We start from the raw sequence: 18,763 nt of genomic DNA, 5'->3' as shown, positions 1-18,763 counted from the left end.
CGGCAGAAACGAATACCCGACCCTAGGGAGCCTTGCACCGCGGGAATTTGCGCCAGGTCAAAGACCACAACATTTTTCCCCTGCAAGGGTGCCGCATGAAAGCCGATACCCCCGTTCCGCCCCGTTTCGAGAGCCTTCAGGATTTCGTCGCCCTGCTGGAGCGGCGGGAAAGGCTGGTGCGCATCGCCGAGCCCGTCTCGCTCGTCCACGAGGTGACGGAAATCCACCGCCGCGTGCTGGCCGAGGGCGGACCGGCGCTGCTCTTCGAACGGCCGGTGGATGCCGCGGGCCGTGTCCAGCCTATCCCGCTTCTCGCCAATCTCTTCGGCACACGCGAGCGCATCGAATGGGGTTTCGGCCTTGAGGCCGGCGGCCTGCCGCGCCTTGCCGCCTTCCTCGCGGACCTGCGCGACCCGCAGCCGCCGCGCTCCCTGCGCGATGCCTGGCAGAAGCTGCCTCATCTGAAAGCCGCGCTCTCGATGCATCCGCGCGAAAGGCGCCGCGCGCCCTGCCAGGCGACCGTCTGGCAGGGCGAGGAGGCCGATCTCGACCGCCTGCCGATCCAGACCTGCTGGCCGGGCGAGCCCGCCCCGCTCGTCACCTGGCCGCTCGTCATCACCCGGGCGCCGGACGATCCGGCGGACATCAATGTCGGCATCTACCGCATGCAGAAGCTCGGCAAGGACCGGCTCATCATGCGCTGGCTCGCCCATCGCGGCGGGGCGCGCCACCATCGCCTCTGGCAGGCGGCCGGGCGCGACATGCCCGTCGCGGTCGTCATCGGTGCCGATCCGGCGACGATCCTTGCCGCCGTCATGCCGCTGCCCGACGGCATGAGCGAACTCAGCTTTGCTGGTGTGCTGAACGGCCGGCGACAGGAGACGGCCTGTGGCCTCACCGTGCCGCTGCCCATCCCCGCCAGCGCGGAAATCGTGCTGGAAGGCACGGTCTCGGCCAGCGAGACGGCGGACGAAGGCCCCTATGGCGACCACACCGGCTATTACAATGCCGTCGAGCCCTTCCCGGTCACGACGCTCTCGGCGATCACCCTGCGCAAGAACCCGCTCTACCTCTCCACCTATACCGGCCGGCCGCCGGACGAGCCGTCGAGGCTGGGGGAGGCGATGAACGCGCTCTTCGTGCCGCTGGTGAAGCGCCAGTTCCCGGAGATCCTCGACCTGTGGCTGCCGCCCGAAGCCTGCTCCTACCGTGCCATGGTGGTTTCCATCGACAAGCGCTATCCCGGCCAGGCGCGGCGGGTGATGATGGGTCTCTGGTCCATGCTGCCGCAGTTCAGCTACACCAAGCTGATCATCGCCGTCGATGGCGACATCGATGTGAAAAGCTGGCCGGACGTGATCTGGGCGCTCTCCACCCGCTTCGATGCCAGCCGCGACCTGATGCTCGTGGAAAACACGCCGATCGACTATCTCGACTTCGCTTCCCCGAAATCCGGCCTTGGCGGCAAGCTCGGGCTGGATGCGACACGGAAGATCGGCACGGAGAGCGAGCGGGAATGGGGACGGGTCCTCGCCATGGCACCCGACGTCGTCGCCAAGGTGGACGGCCTCTGGGCCTTTCTCGGCCTTTCGGAGCCGGTCGCATGAGCCCCGAACGGGTGATCGTCGGCATCACGGGCGCTTCCGGCGCGGCGCTGGCCGTGCGTATCGTCGAGCGCCTTGCCGCGCTCGGCGATATCGAGATCCATCTCGTGGTCTCCGATGCCGCGCGCCGCACGCTGGACCTCGAATGCGGCGCGGACGCGCTGGAACGCCTGTTGCCGCTCGTCCATCGCCATCATCCGACAGGCGATATCGGCGCATCGGTCGCCAGCGGCTCGTTCCCCGTCCGCGGCATGATTGTCGCCCCCTGCTCCATGCAGACGCTGTCGGCCATCGCCACCGGCCGGACCGACACGCTGATCGGCCGCGCCGCCGATGTGCAACTGAAGGAACGCCGCCGGCTTATCCTTCTGGCGCGCGAGACACCGCTCCATCTCGGCCATCTGCGCAACATGTGTGCCGTGACGGAAATGGGCGCGATCGTCATGCCCCCGGTGCCGGCCTTCTACCATCGCCCGCAATCCGTGGCCGACATCGTCGACCACCTCGCCGCCCGCGCGATAGACCTGCTGGCGATGCCGCACCCGTCCCTTGCCAAGCCCTGGGAGGGGGCCGGATAGCTGGAAAACGAAAACGGGCCGCTCGAAGGAGCAGCCCGGATTTCGAGGATGCCTTAGCCGATGCTCATCAGGCTGGCATTGCCGCCGGCAGCGGCCGTGTTGATGGAGGTCGAGACCTCTTCGAGCAGCCAATTGAGGCAATAGGCATCCGCCCCCGCCCGGATTTCCGCCGTGGTGGCGGCCTGCGTCAGGACGAGCGGGCCGGGCAGCGCGGCGATACGGCGGGCGGCCTCGATCACCCTGTCCCCGTCCCCTTCGACGAGCGCCCCCGCATAGGGACCATCCGCCGCCCAGTCGGAGGACCAGGAGACTAGCGCTGCAAGGCTCGCCGGAAGGCCGGCAAGCGCGGGCTGGAGACCGGAGGCGGCGTCGATCACCGCCCTGTTGCCGGTGGCGAACACCGCGCCGAGCTGGGCGAGCAGCCCCTCTTCCGTCGCCGGCGCGAGGAGGATCCGGCCGCGCGGATGGAGCGCATAGAGGTTCTTTTCGCCGACGGGGCCGGGAAGCTCGAGGTCCAGCCCGAGCGCCGAATTGCTGCCGAGATCGCGGACCTGATCGGAAAGCCCGGCCTTACCCTTGCCGCGCAGCCATTGGGCGAAATCGAGCACCGCCGGCTGAATATGCACGGAGCTGTGCTGCGGGGGAACCGGCGGCACCTGCACGAGGCGGCCGATATAGAGCGGACCGCCGGCCTTGGGCCCGGTGCCCGAGAGCCCCCGGCCGCCGAACGGCTGCAAGCCGACGATGGCGCCGATAATGTTGCGGTTGACGTAGATATTGCCCGCCTTCACGCGGCTGGTGACATGGGCGATCGTCTCGTCGAGGCGCGTGTGCAGGCCGAAGGTGAGGCCATAGCCCGTCGCGTTGATATCGTCGATCAGGCGGTCGACATCCTCGCGCTTGTAGCGGATGACATGCAGGACCGGACCGAACACTTCGCGCTCCAGATCGGCAAGCGATTGCAGCTCGATGATGGTGGGCGAAACGAAGGTGCCGCGGGCAGCTTCCGCGGGCAGCGCCACCTGCTCGATCTTGCGGCCGCGCGCGCGCATCTTCTCGATATGCGCCTCGATCGTCTGCTTCGCCTCCGCGGTGATGACCGGGCCGGTGTCGACATTGAGCTTGTCGGTGCGGCCGATCGTGAGTTCGGCAAGCGCGCCCTTCAGCATGGTGAGCGTGCGGTCGGCGACGTCCTCCTGCAGGCACAGCACGCGCAGCGCCGAGCAGCGCTGGCCGGCGCTGTCGAAGGCGGACGCGATGACATCGAACACCACCTGTTCGGCAAGCGCCGAGGAATCGACGATCATCGCATTCTGCCCGCCGGTTTCGGCGATCAGCGGGATCGGCTTGCCGGCCGGCGAGAGACGGCCGGAGAGTTCCTTCTGGATGAGGCGGGCAACTTCCGTCGAGCCGGTGAACATGACGCCCGCCGTTTCCGGCGCACTGACAAGGGCGGCACCGACGCGGCCGTCGCCGGGCAGCAATTGCAGCGCGCCGGCCGGAATGCCGGCTTCATGCAGGATGCGCACGGCCTCGGCGGCGATCAGCGGCGTTTCCTCCGCCGGTTTCGCAAGCACCGGGTTGCCGGCGACGAGCGCGGCCGCGATCTGGCCGGTGAAGATCGCCAGCGGGAAGTTCCACGGGCTGATGCAGACGATCGGGCCGAGCGGCGCATGGCCGGCGCCGAGCGTGCGCCGCGCCTGTTCGGCATAGTAGCGCAGGAAGTCGATCGCCTCGCGCACCTCGGCAATGGCGTTGGCGGCGGATTTGCCCGCCTCGCGGATGGCAAGGCCGATCAGCGTCGCGATCTCGGCCTGCATCAGGTCGGCGGCGCGGTCGAGCCGATCGCCGCGCTCGCGCGGCGGCACGGCGGCCCAGGCCGGGGCCGCTTCGAGCGCAAGCCTCGCAGCCTTCGCGACGCCCGCATCCGTCGTCTCGACGACGGTGCCGACCATGTCCCTGTGATCGGCCGGATTGAGCACCGGCCGCCGCTCGCCCTCGCTGGAGCCGTCGGCGATCTTGGGCGCGGCCTTCCATTCGACGGCAGCCGTCTTCGCAAGGTCCTGCGCCAGCTTCGCCAGCACCGCCTCGTTGGAAAGGTCGAGACCGGCGGAGTTCAGGCGACCCTTGCCGTAGAGTTCCGCCGGAAGCGCGATCTTGTCATGCTTGCCGCCCGGCACCGGCATGGCGCGCACCACGGCGGCCGGATCGGCAATGAGCTCGTCGACCGAGATAGCGGGATCGGCGATGCGGTTGACGAAGGAGGAGTTCGCACCGTTTTCCAGCAGGCGGCGGACGAGATAGGCCAGCAGCGTCTCATGCGTGCCGACCGGCGCATAGATGCGGCACGGACGGTTCAGCTTCTCCTCGCCGACGACCTCGTCGTAGAGCGGCTCGCCCATGCCGTGCAGGCACTGGAACTCGTAGTCGCCGACGCGGAAATCCGGGCCTGCGAGCTGGTAGATCATGGCGAGCGACTGGGCGTTGTGCGTGGCGAACTGCGGAAAGACCACATCCTTCGCCGCCAGCAGTTTCCGGGCGCAGGCGATGTAGGAGACATCCGTGTGGATCTTGCGCGTGAAGACGGGGAACTCTTCCAGCCCGTCGAGCTGCGCGCGCTTGATCTCGGCGTCCCAATAGGCGCCCTTGACGAGGCGTACCATGATGCGCCGGTTGGAGCGGCGGGCAAGGTCGATGATGAAATCGAGCACGAAGGGGCAGCGCTTGCCATAGGCCTGCACCACGAAGCCGACGCCGTCCCAGCCCGCAAGGGCCGGATCGTGGCAAAGCTCTTCCAGAAGATCGAGCGACAGTTCCAGCCGGTCGGCCTCCTCGGCATCGATGTTGAGGCCGATATTGTAGGACTTCGCGATGGCGGCGAGCGCCTTCACCTTCGGCAGCAGCTCGCCCATCACCCGTTCGGCCTGGGCGCGCACGTAGCGCGGATGCAGCGCGGACAGCTTGATCGAGATGCCGGGACCTTCATAGATGCCGCGGCCGGCCGAGGCCTTGCCGATGGCGTGGATGGCGTTCTCGTAGTCGCGATAATAGCGTTCCGCATCCGCGGCCGTCGTCGCCGCCTCGCCGAGCATGTCGTAGGAATAGCGGAAGCCCTTGCGCTCCAGGGCGCGCGAATTGCGCAGCGCCTCGTCGATCGTCTCGCCGGTGACGAACTGCTCGCCCATCATGCGCATGGCCATGTCGACGCCGCGGCGGATGACCGGCTCGCCGCAGCGGGCGATGAGACGCGTGAGGGCGGCGGAAAGGCCGCGGTCGTTGACGGTGGAGGTCAGCTTGCCCGTGACCACGAGGCCCCAGGTGGCGGCATTGACGAAGAGCGAGCGGCCGCCCCCCATATGCGACTTCCAGTCGCCTTCCGAAATCTTGTCGCGGATCAGCGCGTCGCGCGTGGCATTGTCTGGAATGCGCAGCAGCGCCTCGGCAAGGCACATCAGCGCGACGCCCTCCTGGCTGTAGAGCGAATATTCATGCACCAGCCCCTCGACGCCCGAGCCCTTGTGCTTGGCGCGCAGCGCGACGATCAGCGTGCGTGCCGTCTCGCGGATGCGCGCGGCGACATCGGCCGGCAGTGTGGCCTTTTCGAGCAGCGGCCGGACCGCGTCCTCTTCCGGCGTGCGGTAGGCGGCGGTGATGCGCTGGCGCAATTCGCCCTGCGGCCGGATCGGCGGCGCGAAGTCAGCGAAAGCGGAGATTTGTTGTTCGTTTGCAGACTGGACCATTTCCATCACCATCTCGGGTTCGGCCACTGGATGCGAGGAGAGGATACACCGCTTGCCGATGCATTCCAGCCTCATGGCGCTGGCGCGGAACATAGTCGATTGCCGTGCGACTTTCTCACCATTATATGCGTATAGACAGGAGCTATCTCCATATATTGGCGCTTTAGGTGAGACAAATGTCCAAGGCAAAGCCGTTTCCTGGCGAAATCGACGCGATCGACCGCAAGATCCTCGATCTTCTCGTTGAAAATGCTCGGATTTCCATCACCGAAATGTCCGAAATCGTCGGGCTTTCGAAGACGCCCTGCACGCTGCGCCTGCAGCGCCTGATCAGCGACGGCTATATCGACGGCTTCCGCGCCGTGCTCAACCCGAAGAAGCTCGGGCTCGACCATGTCGCCTTCGCCGAGGTGAAGCTTTCGGACACCAAGGAGGCGGCGCTCAACGCTTTCAACAGCGCGGTGCGCAAGATCAAGGAGGTCGAGGAGTGCCACATGATCGCCGGCCGTTTCGACTACCTGATCAAGATCCGCACCGCCGATATCCGCCGCTACCGGGAGGTGCTGGGCGAGAAGATCTCCAGCCTGCCGAATGTCGCCAGCACCTCGACCTCCGTCGCCATGGAATCCATCAAGGAAGGCGGGCGCTGAACCCGGTCAGCCGTTGCGGCGGAAGCCTTCGCTGGCGGTGAGCAGGCTGCGCGTATAGTCCTGCGTCACCCGGTGCGCCGCAAGGTCCGTGGAGGCGAGCTGTTCCACCGCCTGCCCGTGCTGCATCACCATCAGCCGGTCGCACATATGGGTGACGACGGCAAGGTCGTGGCTGACCATGACGAAGGTGAGCTTGCGCGCCGCGCGCACCTGCTCGAGCAGGTTCAGCACCTCGGCCTGCACGGAGGCATCGAGCGCGGAGGTCGGCTCGTCGAGCAGCAGGATGGAGGGTTCGAGGATCAGCGCCCGGGCGATCGCCACGCGCTGGCGCTGGCCGCCGGAGAGCTGGTGCGAATAGCGGAAGCGGAAGCTCGCGCCGAGCCCCACCTCATCCAGCGCCCGCACGATGCGGCTTTCCGAATCGTCGAAGCCGTGGATGGCGAGCGGTTCCAGCAGCAGCCGGTCGACCGTCTGGCGCGGGTGCAGCGATCCATAGGGATCCTGGAACACCATCTGCACCTGCCGATAGAAGGCCTTGTCGCGCTTGTCGCCGAGCATCTTGCCGTCAACGACAATCGTGCCGGCGGAAACCGGGGCGAGCCCGGCGACCGCCCGCAGCAGCGTCGATTTGCCGGAACCGGATTCCCCGACGAGCCCGAAGGATTCGCCGGGCGCCACCGTGAGGCTGACATCCTCGAGGGCAACGAAATCGTCGAAGACGACGCTGAGGCCGTCGATGGCGAGAGCCGCCGTCATAGCGCCCACTCCGGCTTGCGGTCGAGGACGGGCAGGGGATGCCGGTCGACCCCGATCTTCGGCATGCAGTTGAGCAGGCCCCGCGTATAGGGATGCTCGGCCTCGGAAAGCCGGGAGGCCGGCAGTTCCTCGACGATGCGCCCGGCATACATGACGATGACCCGGTCGCAGAAGGACGACACGAGCCTGAGGTCGTGCGAGATGAAGATCAGCCCCATGCCGCGGTCGGCCACCAGCCGATGGAGGATGCCGAGCACGTCGAGTTGCACGGTCACGTCGAGCGCCGAGGTCGGCTCGTCGGCGATCAAAAGTTCCGGGCCGGCCACCAGCATCATGGCGATCATGGCGCGCTGGCCCATGCCGCCCGAGACCTCGTGCGGATAGAGGTCGAAGACGCGCTCCGGGTCGCGGATCTGCACGGCGGCCAGCATGTCGAGCGCCCGCCTGCGCGCCTCCGCCCTGCCGACCGGCTCGTGCGTGCGCAGCGTCTCGATGATCTGGCGGCCGATGCTCATGACCGGGTTGAGCGAATATTTCGGGTCCTGCAGGATCATGGCGATGCGCTTGCCGCGCAGCGCGCGCCGCTCGGCCTTCGACGCCTTGGTGAGGTCGATGCCGTTGAACTCCAGCTTCTCCGCCGAGATGCGGCCATGCTCCGGCGTCAGACCCATGATGGCGCGGCCGGTCTGCGACTTGCCCGAGCCGCTTTCGCCGACGATGCCCAGCCGCTCGCGGCCGAGGGTGAAGGAAACGCCGCGCACCGCCTCCACCATGCCGGTGCGGGTGGGGAAGGAGACACGCAGGTCCCTGACGTCGAGAAGCGTGCTCATTGGCTGCTCCCGCGCGGATCCAGCGCATCGCGCAGGCCGTCGCCCAGAAGGTTGAAGCCGAGGCTGACGACGAGGATGGCGAAACCCGGCATGGCGGCCACCCACCACTGGTCGAGGATGAAGCGGCGGCCGGAGGCGATCATTGCGCCCCATTCCGGCAGCGGCGGCTGCGCGCCGAGGCCGAGGAAGCCGAGGCCTGCCGCTGTGAGGATGATGCCCGCCATGTCGAGCGTCACGCGCACGATGAGCGAGGAGATGCAGAGCGGCATGATATGGCGCAGCACGATGCGCCAGGGCGAGGCGCCCATCAGCCGCACGGCCGAGATATAGTCGGAATTGCGCACTGTCAGCGTCTCGGCGCGGGCAATGCGCGCATAGGGCGGCCAGGAGGTGATGGCGATGGCGATGATGGCATTGCCGATGCCGGGCCCGAGCGCCGCGACGAAGGCGAGCGCCAGAACGAGCTTCGGGAAGGCGAGGAAGATGTCGGTGATACGCATCAGCACCGCATCCACCCAGCCGCCGGCATAACCGGCGACCGTGCCGACCAGAAGGCCGAGCGGCGCGGCGATGATGGCGACCAGCACCACGACCTGGAGCGTCAGGCGCGAGCCGTAGATGAGGCGCGAGAGGATGTCGCGGCCCTGGTCGTCCGTGCCGAGCCAATGGGCAGCGTCCGGCGGCAGCAGGCGGGATTTGGCGAGATCGCCGACATAGGGCGAGTACGGCGCCAGCAGCGGCGCGAAGATCGCGAGCACGATCAGCCCGAGGATGATCAGCATGCCGATGACGGCGAGCCGGTTGGCGGCAAACCGCCGCCAGGTGACATAGGCGCGGCCGAGCCGGGCCTGCAGGCGCGATTGCGGCCGGTCGGTCAGGAGCCATTCGCGGCGGGTCATGGCGGTTTCGCTCATCGTGTCCTCGTCCGCGGGTCGAGCATGCGGTAAAGCACGTCGGATAACAGGTTGATGGCGATGAAGACGGAACCGATGACGATGGTGCCGCCGAGAACCGCGTTCATGTCGGCATTCTGCAGCGAATTGGTGATGTAGAGGCCGAGGCCCGGCCAGGCAAAGACGGTCTCCGTCAGCACCGAGCCTTCCAGCAGGCCGGCATAGGAGAGCGCGATCACCGTGACGAGCGGAACGGCGGCATTGCGCAGCGCATGGCCCCAGATGATGCGGGTTTCCGACAGGCCCTTGGCGCGCGCCGCGACGATATATTCCTGGCTGAGCTCGTTCAGCATGAAGGACCGCGTCATGCGGCTGATATAGGCGAGCGAGAAATAGCCGAGCAGCGAGCCCGGCAGCACGATATGCGAGACGATGTCGCGGAAGGCCGCCCAGTCACGATTGAGGATCGCGTCGAGCAGGAAGAAGCCGGTGATCGGCGTGAAGGTATATTCGAACACCACGTCCATGCGGCCGGGACCGGAGGTCCAGCCGAGGCGGGCATAGAACACGAGGAGGGCGAGGAGGCCGAGCCAGAAGATCGGCACCGAATAGCCGACGAGGCCGACGATGCGCACGATCTGGTCGGCAAGGCTGCCGCGCCGGACGGCCGCGAGCACCCCGAGCGGGATGCCGAAGGCGGCGCCGATGACCGTGCCGACGGTGGCAAGCTCCATGGTCGCCGGAAAGACGCGGCGGATATCGGTCATCACCGGATTGGTGGTGAGCACCGATGTGCCGAAATCGCCCTGCAGCACGCCTTTCACATAGAGGAAGAACTGCTGGTAATAGGGCAGGTTGAAGCCCATTTCCTGCCGCACGCGCTCGACGACATGGGACGGCGCGCGGTCGCCGACGATCGCCAGAACCGGATCGATCGGCACGACGCGGCCGATGAAGAAGGTCACGGCGAGAAGACCGAGATAAGTGGTGGCGACGACCACGACGAAGCCGGCGATCGCTTTGAGGGTCGCGAAGGCGCGCCTGTTGGCGCGCCTTGCCGGCATCCGTCTTTCAGCAGGGCTCAAGGGACCGGTCCTTCAGACTTAGTCCTTGGTCACAGGCGCAAGGAAGTTCGTATCGAAGTTCGGTCCGAGCTTGTAGTTCTTGACGTTGCCGCGCATGCCGGCCACTTCGGTCTGTTGGAAGATCATGACGAAGGGGCTCGTGTCCAGCGCCTGCTGCTGCAGCTTCTTGTACATCTCGGCGCGCTTGTCGTTGTCACGCTCCAGAAGCGCCGCTTTCACCTCTCCCGTCAGCTCGGGAATGTCCCAGGCGTTGCGCCAGGCCAGGGTCTTGACCGAGGCCTCGTCGCCATTGTCGGGGTTCGAGGTGAAGGCTTCCGCGTTCGAGTTCGGATCCCAGTAGTCCATGCCCCACTGGCCGATATACATATCGTGGTTGCGGGCGCGGTACTTGGTCAGCGTCTGCTTACCATCGCCGGGAATGATCTCGACCTTTACGCCGGCCTGGCCGGCGGTCTGCTGGAAGGATTCGGCAATCCCGGTCACGGGCTGCGTGTTGCGCACGTCGAAGGTGACGGAGAAGCCGTCCTTCAGGCCCGCCTTTTCCAGCAGCTCCTTCGCCTTGGCAACGTCGAACGTATAGGGGCTTGCATCGAGCGCGCCGAGCACGCCCTTGGCCTGGTAGGTCTGGCGAATCTCGCCGATGCCCTTGATCAGCGTGGCGCCGATCGCGTCGTAGTCGACGAGATATTTGAGCGCCTCGCGCACTTCCGGCTTGGCAAGGTTCTCGTTCTTCTGGTTGAGGCTGATGTAATAGACCGTGCCCTTCGCCGCGCTGGTGGTGGCGAGATCGGCGTTCTTGGAAACCGCCTCGAAATCACCCGGCTCAAGATTGCGCGCGACGTCAATGTCGCCGGCCTCGAGCATCAGGCGCTGCGTCGCGCTTTCCTTGACATGGCGGTAGATGACGCGGGTGAGCGCCGGCTTCTCGCCGTAATAGTTGTCGTTGCGCTCCATCACGAGGATTTCGTTGGCGCGCCAGTCGCGGATCTTGAACGGGCCGGAGCCGGCATAGTTGGTTTTCATCCACCCATAGCCGAAATCCGTGTCGTACTTGTATTCGTCGCTCGGCGTCCTGGCTTCGGCGTGCTCCATGACGAGCTTCTTGTCGAGCACGGCGCCCACGGTCGCGGTAAGGCAGTTGAGCACGAAGCTCGGCGCATAGGCCTTGTCGACGGTGAAGACGAACGTGCCCTCGTCCACGGCCTTGGCCTTTTCGGTGACATTGTCGCCGTTAAGGCCGAACTGGGTGAGGATGAAGGCCGGGCTCTTGTCGAGCTTGACGACGCGCTCGAAGGACCAGGCGACGTCCTCGGCGGTAACGGGGTTGCCGGAGGCGAACTTGATGCCCGGCTTCAGCTTGAACGTATAGGTCAGGCCGTCCTCGGACACTTCCCAGCTCTCGGCGATGCCGCCCTTGACCTTGGTCGTGTCGTCGATATCGAGACGCACCAGCATGTCGTAGCCGTTGCCGAGGAATTCGGCCGGGCTCAGCTCGAAGGATTCGGCCGGGTCGAGCGTGATCGTGTCGTCGATCGCCCAGGCCTGCACCAGCGTGTCGGCCGGCGTCTCGGCAAAGGCCGGCGCCATGCCGCCGGATGCAAGCAACAAAGAGAAGGCCGCGCCGGCCAGCAGCGGACGAACGCGTACGGTGATGGTTTCCCTGTTCATTCCAGTTCCCCGTTTTGCACGATTTTCCTTCGGTATCCGATGCACACGCGTGCACCGAATGCCATTCCTAAAATTCAATCACGATATCGACGGCAAAGACAATCCCCCTTCGGGGCCATACAGCAGAAAACAGCGACGCCACTCCTGCGGGAGCGGCCGGAACGACGATTGCCGAGCAATATGAAAGCCTTTGCTAACGAACACGACCTGGCATCACCGGCATCAAGCTGCCGAAAGGCGCAACCATTCCGCGCATCCGTGAAGCGCCGTGCGATCATCGAGAAGCAGGTGGACGGGAAAGCTTTCCATGAAATCTGCCTGGCGGCCTTTGGCGCGGAAGGCGTCAAGGAACGTGGGGTCCTTGGAGAGGGAACGCGCAAAGGCGCGCGAGACACCGCCGGAAAGGTAGACGCCGGAAAAGGGCAGATAGGCGAGCGCCAGATCGCCGCACACCCGCCCGAGCAGGCGCATGAACATGTGCCCGGCCTGCTCGCAATCCCTGTCCGCCCGCGTGACCGCAAGACGCGACACGTCCGCAGCCGTCGCAACGCTGGGCACCCGGCCGGCCTTGGCGCATTGCCATTGATAGATCTCGAAGAGGCCGCGGCCCGACAGGGCGCGCTCCACCGACGCCCGTCCGCGCCCAGCCGAAAGCGCGCCCTGCAACGAGAATTCCGCCTCGCCGGCGAGCGGCAGCGTCATGTGCCCGCATTCCGCCGCCACGACATGGGGCGCCGCGCCGAAGCGGGAGGGACACCAGGCCGAGGCGTTGAAGCCCGTGCCCGCACCGAGCACCAGCCGCGGCCCCGGCCGGCCATGCGCCCTGCCCGGCGTCAGGCATTGCGACTTGAGCTTTTCCACCTGCCCCATCGCATAGCCGAGCGCCTCGAAATCGTTGATGAAATCGACCCTGCCCGCACCGGAGGCCGCCGCCACGCGGTCGCGGGCGATGGTCCAGTCCCGGTTCGTCAGCGTGGCGCCTTCGGCTGTCGCCACGGCCGCAAGGGCGATGCAGACGCTGTCGACACGCTGCGTGTCGCGCTCGTGCAGGAACGTCGCGGCTACGGCATAGAAATCCTCGAAATCGTCATTGGAATAGCTGCCCGTGCTCCCGGAGAGCAGGATACCGTCGCGGACAAGGCCGAGGCGGGTATTGGTTCCACCGATATCGCAGGCCAGTGCAAGCATGGAAATCCGCCTATCGCGCAATCGGCTGGGCGGCACCGGCGGCGGCGGCCCGATAGGCTGCATCGATCATCGCGAACGCCCTGCGGCCATCCTCGATCGTGACCGGCATCGGGCCGCCGTTCTTCAGCGCATCGACGAAGGCCCAGGCGACATGTTCGTGAAACACCCCCGTCTTGAACGCGGGCACGACCGGCAGGGCGGACCATCCCCCCTCCTCGCCGCGCCGGAAGACGCGTAAAAAATCCGTCTCGCGCGCCGGGCGCGAGGCAATGTCCACGCCGGAAAGCAGGATCGAGCCCTCCGTCCCGTAGATCTCGATGGACGTGTCCGCGCCGGCAAAGCACCAGCTCGTCGTCACCTCGGCGATCATGCCGTCCGCATAGCGGAAGGTGGCGACCGCGGTGTCCTCCACCGGCAGGCCGAGCGTGGAGGAGAGCGTGGCATAGGCGGTTTGCGGCTCGCCGAACATCCAGCGCAGAAAATCGGCGGCGTGCACGCCCTCGTCGAGCAGCGTGCCGCCGCCCGAGCGCGCCGGATCGACGAACCAGGCGGAGCGGAAGGCCTCCGTCAGGCCATGGCTGTGGCCGTGCCGCACACGGCACAGCGTCACGCGGCCGAGCGCCTTTTCCTTCAGGAGACGCGCGATCTCGTGGTTGGCGGGGTCGAAACGCTTCGGGAAGCTCTGCATGAAGCGGATGCCGGTGCGCGCCACCACATCGGCGATGGCATCGCACTGGGCGCGGTCGATACCGAGCGGCTTTTCGCAGAGCACCGGCCGGCCGGCGGCGGCCGCCGCCTCCACCAGCGCCAGATGATCGCTCGTCGCCGAGCAGATGGCGACCGCGTGGCTCTTGCGGATGAGACCCGAGAGATCGGGCGCCACATCGAGGCCATGGCGGGCGGCAAAATCCGCCGCCGCGGCTCCGGACGCATCCCAGACGCCGACGACCTGCACCTCGGGCCGCTCCAGAAAGGCGCGGGTCCAGAAATTGGCGTGGTAGTGCTCGACGCCGAGTATCGCGATCTTCAGGCGCATCCGGCCTTCTCCCCTTGCCCGCCGACCGGCATCCGCGTGCCGGACCGCGCTGCTGCATAAAGCGTTTCGGCCACCTCGACCGAGCGCAGCCCGGCGGCGGCCGTATCGTCGGCCGGCGCTTCGCCGCGCACGACGGACAGCCAGTGGCGATGATGGGCCGCGCCGAGCGGCTCCTCCGGCAGGTCGGGCGTCACCCAGCCCGCCGCGCCGGTGACGGACGGCGCGTGGATGGTCGCCGCGCCGCGCTCCGTGCGCAGCCAGACGGTGCCGCGCTCCGCATAGAGTTCCAGGCGGAACCGGTCGCATCCGGCAAGCTCGGTATAGCTCATCTCGTGGCTCACCCGCGCGCCGCCAGCCAGCCGGTAGGTGGCGAGCACATTGTCCTCCAGCTCCGTCCGCACCGTTCGCCCATCGGCAAGGCGGCGCTCCGGCTTGGCCGTCATCATGTCGGCGGCGACGGTTTCAATCGGGCCAAGGAGGTGCTGCACGAGATCGATGCCGTGCACGCCGAGCTGCATGACGACGCCGCCCGAAACGTTGCCGGGCTTGAAGAACCAGTCGTTCCAGTCCGCCCCGGGCGTCGCGTTGCGAAGGCGCACCGAATGGATCGCCCCGAGCGCTCCGGCCGCGATCTGATTGCGCAGCCAGCGCACCTCCGGGAAATAGCGGTGCATGAAACTGACGGTGAGGCGCCGCCCCGCCCGTTCATCCGCGGCGAGGATGGCGCGGCACTGGGCGCTGTCCAGCGCCATTGGCTTTTGCAGCAAAACGGACTTTCCCGCCTCCAGCGCGTCGATGGCGATACGCTCATGCGTATCGTCGGGCGTTGCGATGACCACGGCGTCGATGGCGCTGTCGTCGAGCACGCAGCGATAGTCGGTCTCGGCCCGGCCGATGCCGAGCGCCGTGGCCCGCGCCCGCGTCGCCTCCGCCCGCCGGCCGACCAGCGCGGCGACATCCGCCCCGCCGGCGGCGCGAAGGCCATCGATATGGTAATCGGCGATGAAGCCGGCGCCGATGACGGCAACGGCGATCCGGTCGGCAGCCGAACGGGACATGGTGATCAATCCGCTTTGATGGCAAGGGGGCGCCCGCCGCGGCAGGCGCCCGGTTTCTTCAGGGCATCAGGGCGCCCACTGGCCCTCGACCGACACGGCCGCGGCATCCACCGCCTTCAGCGGGGCTGTATAGGTATAGGTGAGCACGTCCTTCGCCTCGCCCGGAATGCGGTTCGTCGCCTTGAGGTAATCGACGATCGCCGCCATGTCCTCGACATAGGACTGGTCGACATCCGGCGTGAACGTGTAATCGCCGAGGAGCGCGGCATTCATCTCCACCGGCTGCTTCTGGAAGTCGGAGAAGATCTTCAGGACCTCGTCCTTGTTGGCGGGATCGGCCACATAGGCCTGCGCCTTGGCGAGCACATTCACCAGCGCCTCCGTCGCGACGGGATGGGCGCGCACCCAGTCCTGCGAGGCGACCCAGACGGTGCGGTTGTTGGAGACGGCGACGTCCTCGCCATTGTTCTTGGCGAAGAAGCTCTTCGTGCCCGTATGCACGATCTTGGCGCCCTGCTCCTGCACGGCGCGATAGGGGAAGGGCTCCCAGAAGACGATGCCCTGGATCTCGTTGTTGGCCATGGCGGCCATCGCCTCCGGCGGCGCAAGGTTCACCGTCTGGAGCTTCGTGGCGTCGAGGCCGTAGTGTTTCGCGACATTGGCGAGCAGCGCGCCGGAGGTGGAGGAGACCAAGAGGCCGAGCTTCACCTTGGCGAGGTCTTCCGGGGTCTCGACACCGGCATCCTGGCGCACCACGATCTTCTCCAGCCCGTGGCTGACGGCATTGGTGCCGAGGATCACCACGGGCACGCCGTTATGCGCCATCGAGACCGGCGGCAGGTTGCCGGGCGTCCAGAGCTGGATCTCGTCGGCGAGCAGCGCCTCGCCGGCGAGATTGCCGGAGGCGAAGGTCTTGAACTCGACATTCTTGAAGCCGGCCTCGTCGAACCAGCCCTTCTCCTTGGCAACGATATGGACGAGGAACGGCAGGTCCGGGCCGATACTGATGGACAGCGTGTCGGTCTCCACCTCGGCGGCGGCGGACGGGCCGGCCGCAAGCAGCATGCCGGCCATGGCGGCGGATATCAGGGATTTCAGGACGATGCGCATGTGGTTCTCCCTCTTGTTATCTCTCAGGCGCCGTGCCAGCGCCCGATCCAGCGTTTGATCGCGGCGCCGATCGCCGCGTCGGTGATGAGGTTGAGCGCGCCGATAAGCAGGATGCCGACGACGATGACGCCGACGGAACCGCCGGTGTTGCGCTCGTTGATGATCATGTAGCCGAGCCCCCTGTCGGCCGCGATCAGCTCGGCGGCGACCAGCACACCGAAGCTCAGCCCCCAGCCGATGCGCACGCCCGTCGCAAGATCGGGCGCGGCGGCCGGCACGGCGACGCGCAGGAGCAGCGGCACGCCGCTGAGCCCGAAGGTCTGCGCCGCCTTCAGCAGCATCGGATCGATGCTGCGCATGCCCTGATAGGCCGCCGTGACGACGGGAAAGAAGGCGCCGAGGAAGATGATGAAGAATTTCGACGGCTCGCCGAGGCCGAACCAGATGATCGCAAGCGGGATCCAGGCGAGCGGCGGGATCGGCCGCAGAAGCTCGATCAGCGGCCGCGCGATGGCCCCGAAACCGCGATACCAGCCCGCCGCGATGCCGACCGCCGCGCCTGCCAGCGCGCCGAGCAGGAAACCGGAAAAGACGCGCAGCAGGCTCCAGAACAGGTTGTCCGCGACGGTCTCGGCCGTCAGGCGCTCGGCCGCCGCGCGGATGGCGAGCGACGGGCTCGGGAAGATCGCCGGATCGACCAGCCCGGTGCGGGCGCTGATTTCCCAGGCGGCGACGGCGAGGATCGCGCCGATGAGGCCGAGGGTGAGGTCGCTGGCGGCGGAAAGGCGGGAAAGCGGCTTCATCGGCGCACCCGGTCGAGATTGCCCGCCCAGGGCAGCATGGCGCGCTCCAGCGCCATCAGGCCGGCGGAGATGGTGAAGCCGATGAGGCCGATGACCAGCATGCCGATGATGGTGATCTCGCTGCGGTAGAAGGTGCGCGCCTCCATGATGAGTGCGCCCAGCCCCTCGATCGTGCCGATCATCTCGGCGCCGACGATGACCATGAAGCCGACGCCGAGCGCCATGCGCGCGCCGGCGAAGATGCGCGGCAGGGCGGCCGGCAGCACGACGCTGCGATAGAGCTCCAGCCCTTTCAGGCCGAAGGTGCGCGCGGCCCTGACGAGCGTCGGATCGACATAGCGCACGCCGGCGATCACATTGGACAGCATGACCCAGAAGCAGCCGTAGCCGATAAGGAAGACCTTGGTCAGCTCACCCGCGCCGAACCAGACGATGACGAGCGGCAGGAGGCTGAGCGTGGCGACCGAGCGGCAGAAGACGATGAGCGGCGCGGTCAGCTTGTCTACCACCGGCAGCGCGCCGATGACGAGGCCGAGCGGGATCGCCAGCGCCAGCGCCGCACCATAGCCTTGGAGGACACGCAGGATGGTGGTCAGCGCATGCGACCAGATCGACACGCCCGTCGGAAAGCCCGTCGTCGACAGTTCGACGAAGCCGCGCGCGATGCGGCTGACGGGCGGGAACTGGTAGGGCTTGAGAAAGCCGTAGCGCACTCCCGCCTCCCAGAGGAGGAGAAGCACGGTGAAGGCGGCTAGCGGCGGAAGCGCCTGAACGAGTTTGCGCGTCATGTCGAAAGCTCGTTCCAGATGGCCTGGTAAAGCGCATTGAAGCCCGGATCGGTGCGCAGGCGCGGGCGCGGCAGGTCGACCGGGAAGATGCGCTTGATGCGCCCCGGATTGGGCGCGAGCAGCACGATCCGGTCCGACAGCATCAGGGCCTCGCTGATCGAATGGGTGACGAAGACGATCGTCTTGCGCCGCGCCTCCCAGATGCGCAGCAGCTCCTGCTGCAATTCGATGCGCGTCAATTCGTCGAGCGCACCGAAGGGTTCGTCCATCAGGAGGATCTGCGGATCGAGCGCCAGCGCGCGGGCAATGGAGACGCGCTGCTGCATGCCGCCGGACATTTCGCGCGGATAGCGCCCCGCCGCAGCTTCCAGGCCGACGAGCGCCAGGAGATCCAGGGCGCGCCGGCGGCGCTCGGCCTTGGCAAGGCCCGACTTGTGGAAGCCGAAGGCGACATTGTCCACCGCCGTCAGCCAGGGAAACAGCGCATGCTGCTGGAAGACGACGCCCTGCCCCTGTCCCGGCCCGGTGACGACCTTGCCGGCAATGGCGATGCGGCCGGCCGAAACATCCTCCAGCCCGGCGATCATGTTGAGAAGGGTCGTTTTGCCGCAGCCGCTGCGGCCGATGAACGAGACGAATTCGTTCTCCGCAATGGCGAGATCGACATTGTCGAGCACCGGCACGGCACCGCCGCTGCGCTGCGTGAACACCTTGCGCGCACCGTCGATGCGGATGAAGGCCGTTTCGGCAGGCCCGTGGCCTTCCACGCCGGCATCCGGGCTGCGTCGTTCCATGACAGGGCTCTGCGACACGACGGACTCCCCTTCCGATCGCTGCGATGGATGGCTTTTGCCATTCCGGGGTCAAGCGTATACGTGAAAATCAAATTGTAAAGTGCAATTTGTATTCGCTATAATACAATCAGGCGCGAACATGGGGCCCATCTCCCCGGCCAATCGGCCGACGAGGCGGGATT

General features: G+C 66.8%; 16 protein-coding genes. 3 read left to right on the top strand and 13 right to left on the bottom strand.

The genetic code is table 11. The annotated features are described in order from the left end of the window. The first annotated feature begins 95 nt into the window (after nucleotides 1-95). Nucleotides 96-1,607: a UbiD family decarboxylase gene (locus MUU56_RS23975; protein WP_244769791.1), complete on the top strand. Its 1,512-nt coding sequence runs from the start codon at nucleotides 96-98 to the stop codon at nucleotides 1,605-1,607. After that, entirely contained in the window at nucleotides 1,604-2,182 is a 579-nt protein-coding gene (locus MUU56_RS23970; protein WP_244769790.1) for a UbiX family flavin prenyltransferase, read from the top strand. Before MUU56_RS23975 ends, MUU56_RS23970 begins: the two co-directional genes overlap by 4 nt. A gap of 53 nt (nucleotides 2,183-2,235) precedes the next feature. On the opposite strand, the gene putA is transcribed toward MUU56_RS23970, so the two are convergent. After that, a complete protein-coding gene (gene putA / locus MUU56_RS23965; RefSeq protein ID WP_244769789.1) occupies nucleotides 2,236-5,922 on the bottom strand; it encodes a trifunctional transcriptional regulator/proline dehydrogenase/L-glutamate gamma-semialdehyde dehydrogenase in 3,687 nt (1,228 codons plus the stop codon). Nucleotides 5,923-6,098: 176 nt separating this feature from the next. Here putA and MUU56_RS23960 point away from each other — a divergent pair, with 176 nt between their 5' ends. Then, nucleotides 6,099-6,572 carry an Lrp/AsnC family transcriptional regulator gene (locus MUU56_RS23960; protein ID WP_244769788.1) on the top strand — a complete coding sequence of 158 codons (474 nt, stop codon included), beginning with the start codon at nucleotides 6,099-6,101 and terminating at the stop codon, nucleotides 6,570-6,572. 6 nt (nucleotides 6,573-6,578) lie between these two features. Here the strand turns inward: MUU56_RS23960 and MUU56_RS23955 are convergent, their stop codons facing one another. From MUU56_RS23955 to MUU56_RS23900, 12 genes are all read right to left on the bottom strand, one after another. After that, a complete protein-coding gene (locus tag MUU56_RS23955) occupies nucleotides 6,579-7,328 on the bottom strand; it encodes an ABC transporter ATP-binding protein (RefSeq protein ID WP_244769787.1) in 750 nt (249 codons plus the stop codon). Further along, nucleotides 7,325-8,158, bottom strand: coding sequence for an ABC transporter ATP-binding protein (locus MUU56_RS23950; RefSeq protein WP_244769786.1), 834 nt, complete (start codon nucleotides 8,156-8,158; stop codon nucleotides 7,325-7,327). Before MUU56_RS23950 ends, MUU56_RS23955 begins: the two co-directional genes overlap by 4 nt. Next, the gene (gene nikC, locus MUU56_RS23945) at nucleotides 8,155-9,072 is read right to left on the bottom strand and encodes a nickel transporter permease (protein ID WP_244769785.1); all 918 of its coding nucleotides are present in this window, start codon (nucleotides 9,070-9,072) and stop codon (nucleotides 8,155-8,157) included. Before nikC ends, MUU56_RS23950 begins: the two co-directional genes overlap by 4 nt. Then, a complete protein-coding gene (locus MUU56_RS23940; RefSeq protein ID WP_244769784.1) occupies nucleotides 9,069-10,115 on the bottom strand; it encodes an ABC transporter permease in 1,047 nt (348 codons plus the stop codon). Before MUU56_RS23940 ends, nikC begins: the two co-directional genes overlap by 4 nt. 39 nt (nucleotides 10,116-10,154) lie before the next feature. Continuing rightward, the gene (locus MUU56_RS23935) at nucleotides 10,155-11,804 is read right to left on the bottom strand and encodes an ABC transporter substrate-binding protein (RefSeq protein ID WP_244769783.1); all 1,650 of its coding nucleotides are present in this window, start codon (nucleotides 11,802-11,804) and stop codon (nucleotides 10,155-10,157) included. Between the two features lie 222 nt (nucleotides 11,805-12,026). Continuing rightward, complete coding sequence (locus MUU56_RS23930) at nucleotides 12,027-12,992, bottom strand: glucokinase (protein WP_244769782.1); 966 nt, start codon at nucleotides 12,990-12,992, stop codon at nucleotides 12,027-12,029. Nucleotides 12,993-13,002: 10 nt separating this feature from the next. After that, nucleotides 13,003-14,028, bottom strand: a complete 1,026-nt coding sequence (locus MUU56_RS23925; protein ID WP_244769781.1) for a Gfo/Idh/MocA family protein — start codon at nucleotides 14,026-14,028, stop codon at nucleotides 13,003-13,005. Then, the gene (locus tag MUU56_RS23920; protein WP_244769780.1) at nucleotides 14,019-15,086 is read right to left on the bottom strand and encodes a Gfo/Idh/MocA family protein; all 1,068 of its coding nucleotides are present in this window, start codon (nucleotides 15,084-15,086) and stop codon (nucleotides 14,019-14,021) included. The genes MUU56_RS23925 and MUU56_RS23920 overlap by 10 nt, the downstream gene beginning before the upstream one ends. A gap of 66 nt (nucleotides 15,087-15,152) precedes the next feature. Next, complete coding sequence (locus MUU56_RS23915; protein WP_244769779.1) at nucleotides 15,153-16,196, bottom strand: ABC transporter substrate-binding protein; 1,044 nt, start codon at nucleotides 16,194-16,196, stop codon at nucleotides 15,153-15,155. A gap of 23 nt (nucleotides 16,197-16,219) precedes the next feature. After that, a complete protein-coding gene (locus tag MUU56_RS23910) occupies nucleotides 16,220-16,999 on the bottom strand; it encodes an ABC transporter permease (RefSeq protein WP_244769778.1) in 780 nt (259 codons plus the stop codon). Beyond that, nucleotides 16,996-17,787, bottom strand: coding sequence for an ABC transporter permease (locus MUU56_RS23905; RefSeq protein WP_244769777.1), 792 nt, complete (start codon nucleotides 17,785-17,787; stop codon nucleotides 16,996-16,998). Before MUU56_RS23905 ends, MUU56_RS23910 begins: the two co-directional genes overlap by 4 nt. Then, nucleotides 17,784-18,581, bottom strand: coding sequence for an ABC transporter ATP-binding protein (locus tag MUU56_RS23900; RefSeq protein WP_244769776.1), 798 nt, complete (start codon nucleotides 18,579-18,581; stop codon nucleotides 17,784-17,786). The genes MUU56_RS23905 and MUU56_RS23900 overlap by 4 nt, the downstream gene beginning before the upstream one ends. Nucleotides 18,582-18,763 lie beyond the last annotated feature (182 nt).

Source organism: Shinella yambaruensis (genome assembly GCF_022899355.1).
In the GTDB taxonomy this organism is placed as follows: domain Bacteria; phylum Pseudomonadota; class Alphaproteobacteria; order Rhizobiales; family Rhizobiaceae; genus Shinella; species Shinella yambaruensis.
The sequence above is the reverse complement of the archived record's forward strand: the minus strand, read 5'-3'. Positions and strand labels throughout refer to the sequence as shown.

Coding starts and splice junctions, on each gene's coding strand:
- MUU56_RS23970 (WP_244769790.1), top strand. CDS start 1,604: ATGAGCCCCGAACGGGTGATCGTCGGCATCACGGGCGCTTCCGGCGCG.
- MUU56_RS23900 (WP_244769776.1), bottom strand. CDS start 18,581: ATGGAACGACGCAGCCCGGATGCCGGCGTGGAAGGCCACGGGCCTGCC.
- MUU56_RS23950 (WP_244769786.1), bottom strand. CDS start 8,158: ATGAGCACGCTTCTCGACGTCAGGGACCTGCGTGTCTCCTTCCCCACC.
- MUU56_RS23905 (WP_244769777.1), bottom strand. CDS start 17,787: ATGACGCGCAAACTCGTTCAGGCGCTTCCGCCGCTAGCCGCCTTCACC.
- MUU56_RS23910 (WP_244769778.1), bottom strand. CDS start 16,999: ATGAAGCCGCTTTCCCGCCTTTCCGCCGCCAGCGACCTCACCCTCGGC.
- MUU56_RS23975 (WP_244769791.1), top strand. CDS start 96: ATGAAAGCCGATACCCCCGTTCCGCCCCGTTTCGAGAGCCTTCAGGAT.
- MUU56_RS23925 (WP_244769781.1), bottom strand. CDS start 14,028: ATGCGCCTGAAGATCGCGATACTCGGCGTCGAGCACTACCACGCCAAT.
- MUU56_RS23915 (WP_244769779.1), bottom strand. CDS start 16,196: ATGCGCATCGTCCTGAAATCCCTGATATCCGCCGCCATGGCCGGCATG.
- putA (WP_244769789.1), bottom strand. CDS start 5,922: ATGGTCCAGTCTGCAAACGAACAACAAATCTCCGCTTTCGCTGACTTC.
- MUU56_RS23930 (WP_244769782.1), bottom strand. CDS start 12,992: ATGCTTGCACTGGCCTGCGATATCGGTGGAACCAATACCCGCCTCGGC.
- MUU56_RS23960 (WP_244769788.1), top strand. CDS start 6,099: ATGTCCAAGGCAAAGCCGTTTCCTGGCGAAATCGACGCGATCGACCGC.
- nikC (WP_244769785.1), bottom strand. CDS start 9,072: ATGAGCGAAACCGCCATGACCCGCCGCGAATGGCTCCTGACCGACCGG.
- MUU56_RS23940 (WP_244769784.1), bottom strand. CDS start 10,115: ATGCCGGCAAGGCGCGCCAACAGGCGCGCCTTCGCGACCCTCAAAGCG.
- MUU56_RS23935 (WP_244769783.1), bottom strand. CDS start 11,804: ATGAACAGGGAAACCATCACCGTACGCGTTCGTCCGCTGCTGGCCGGC.
- MUU56_RS23920 (WP_244769780.1), bottom strand. CDS start 15,086: ATGTCCCGTTCGGCTGCCGACCGGATCGCCGTTGCCGTCATCGGCGCC.
- MUU56_RS23955 (WP_244769787.1), bottom strand. CDS start 7,328: ATGACGGCGGCTCTCGCCATCGACGGCCTCAGCGTCGTCTTCGACGAT.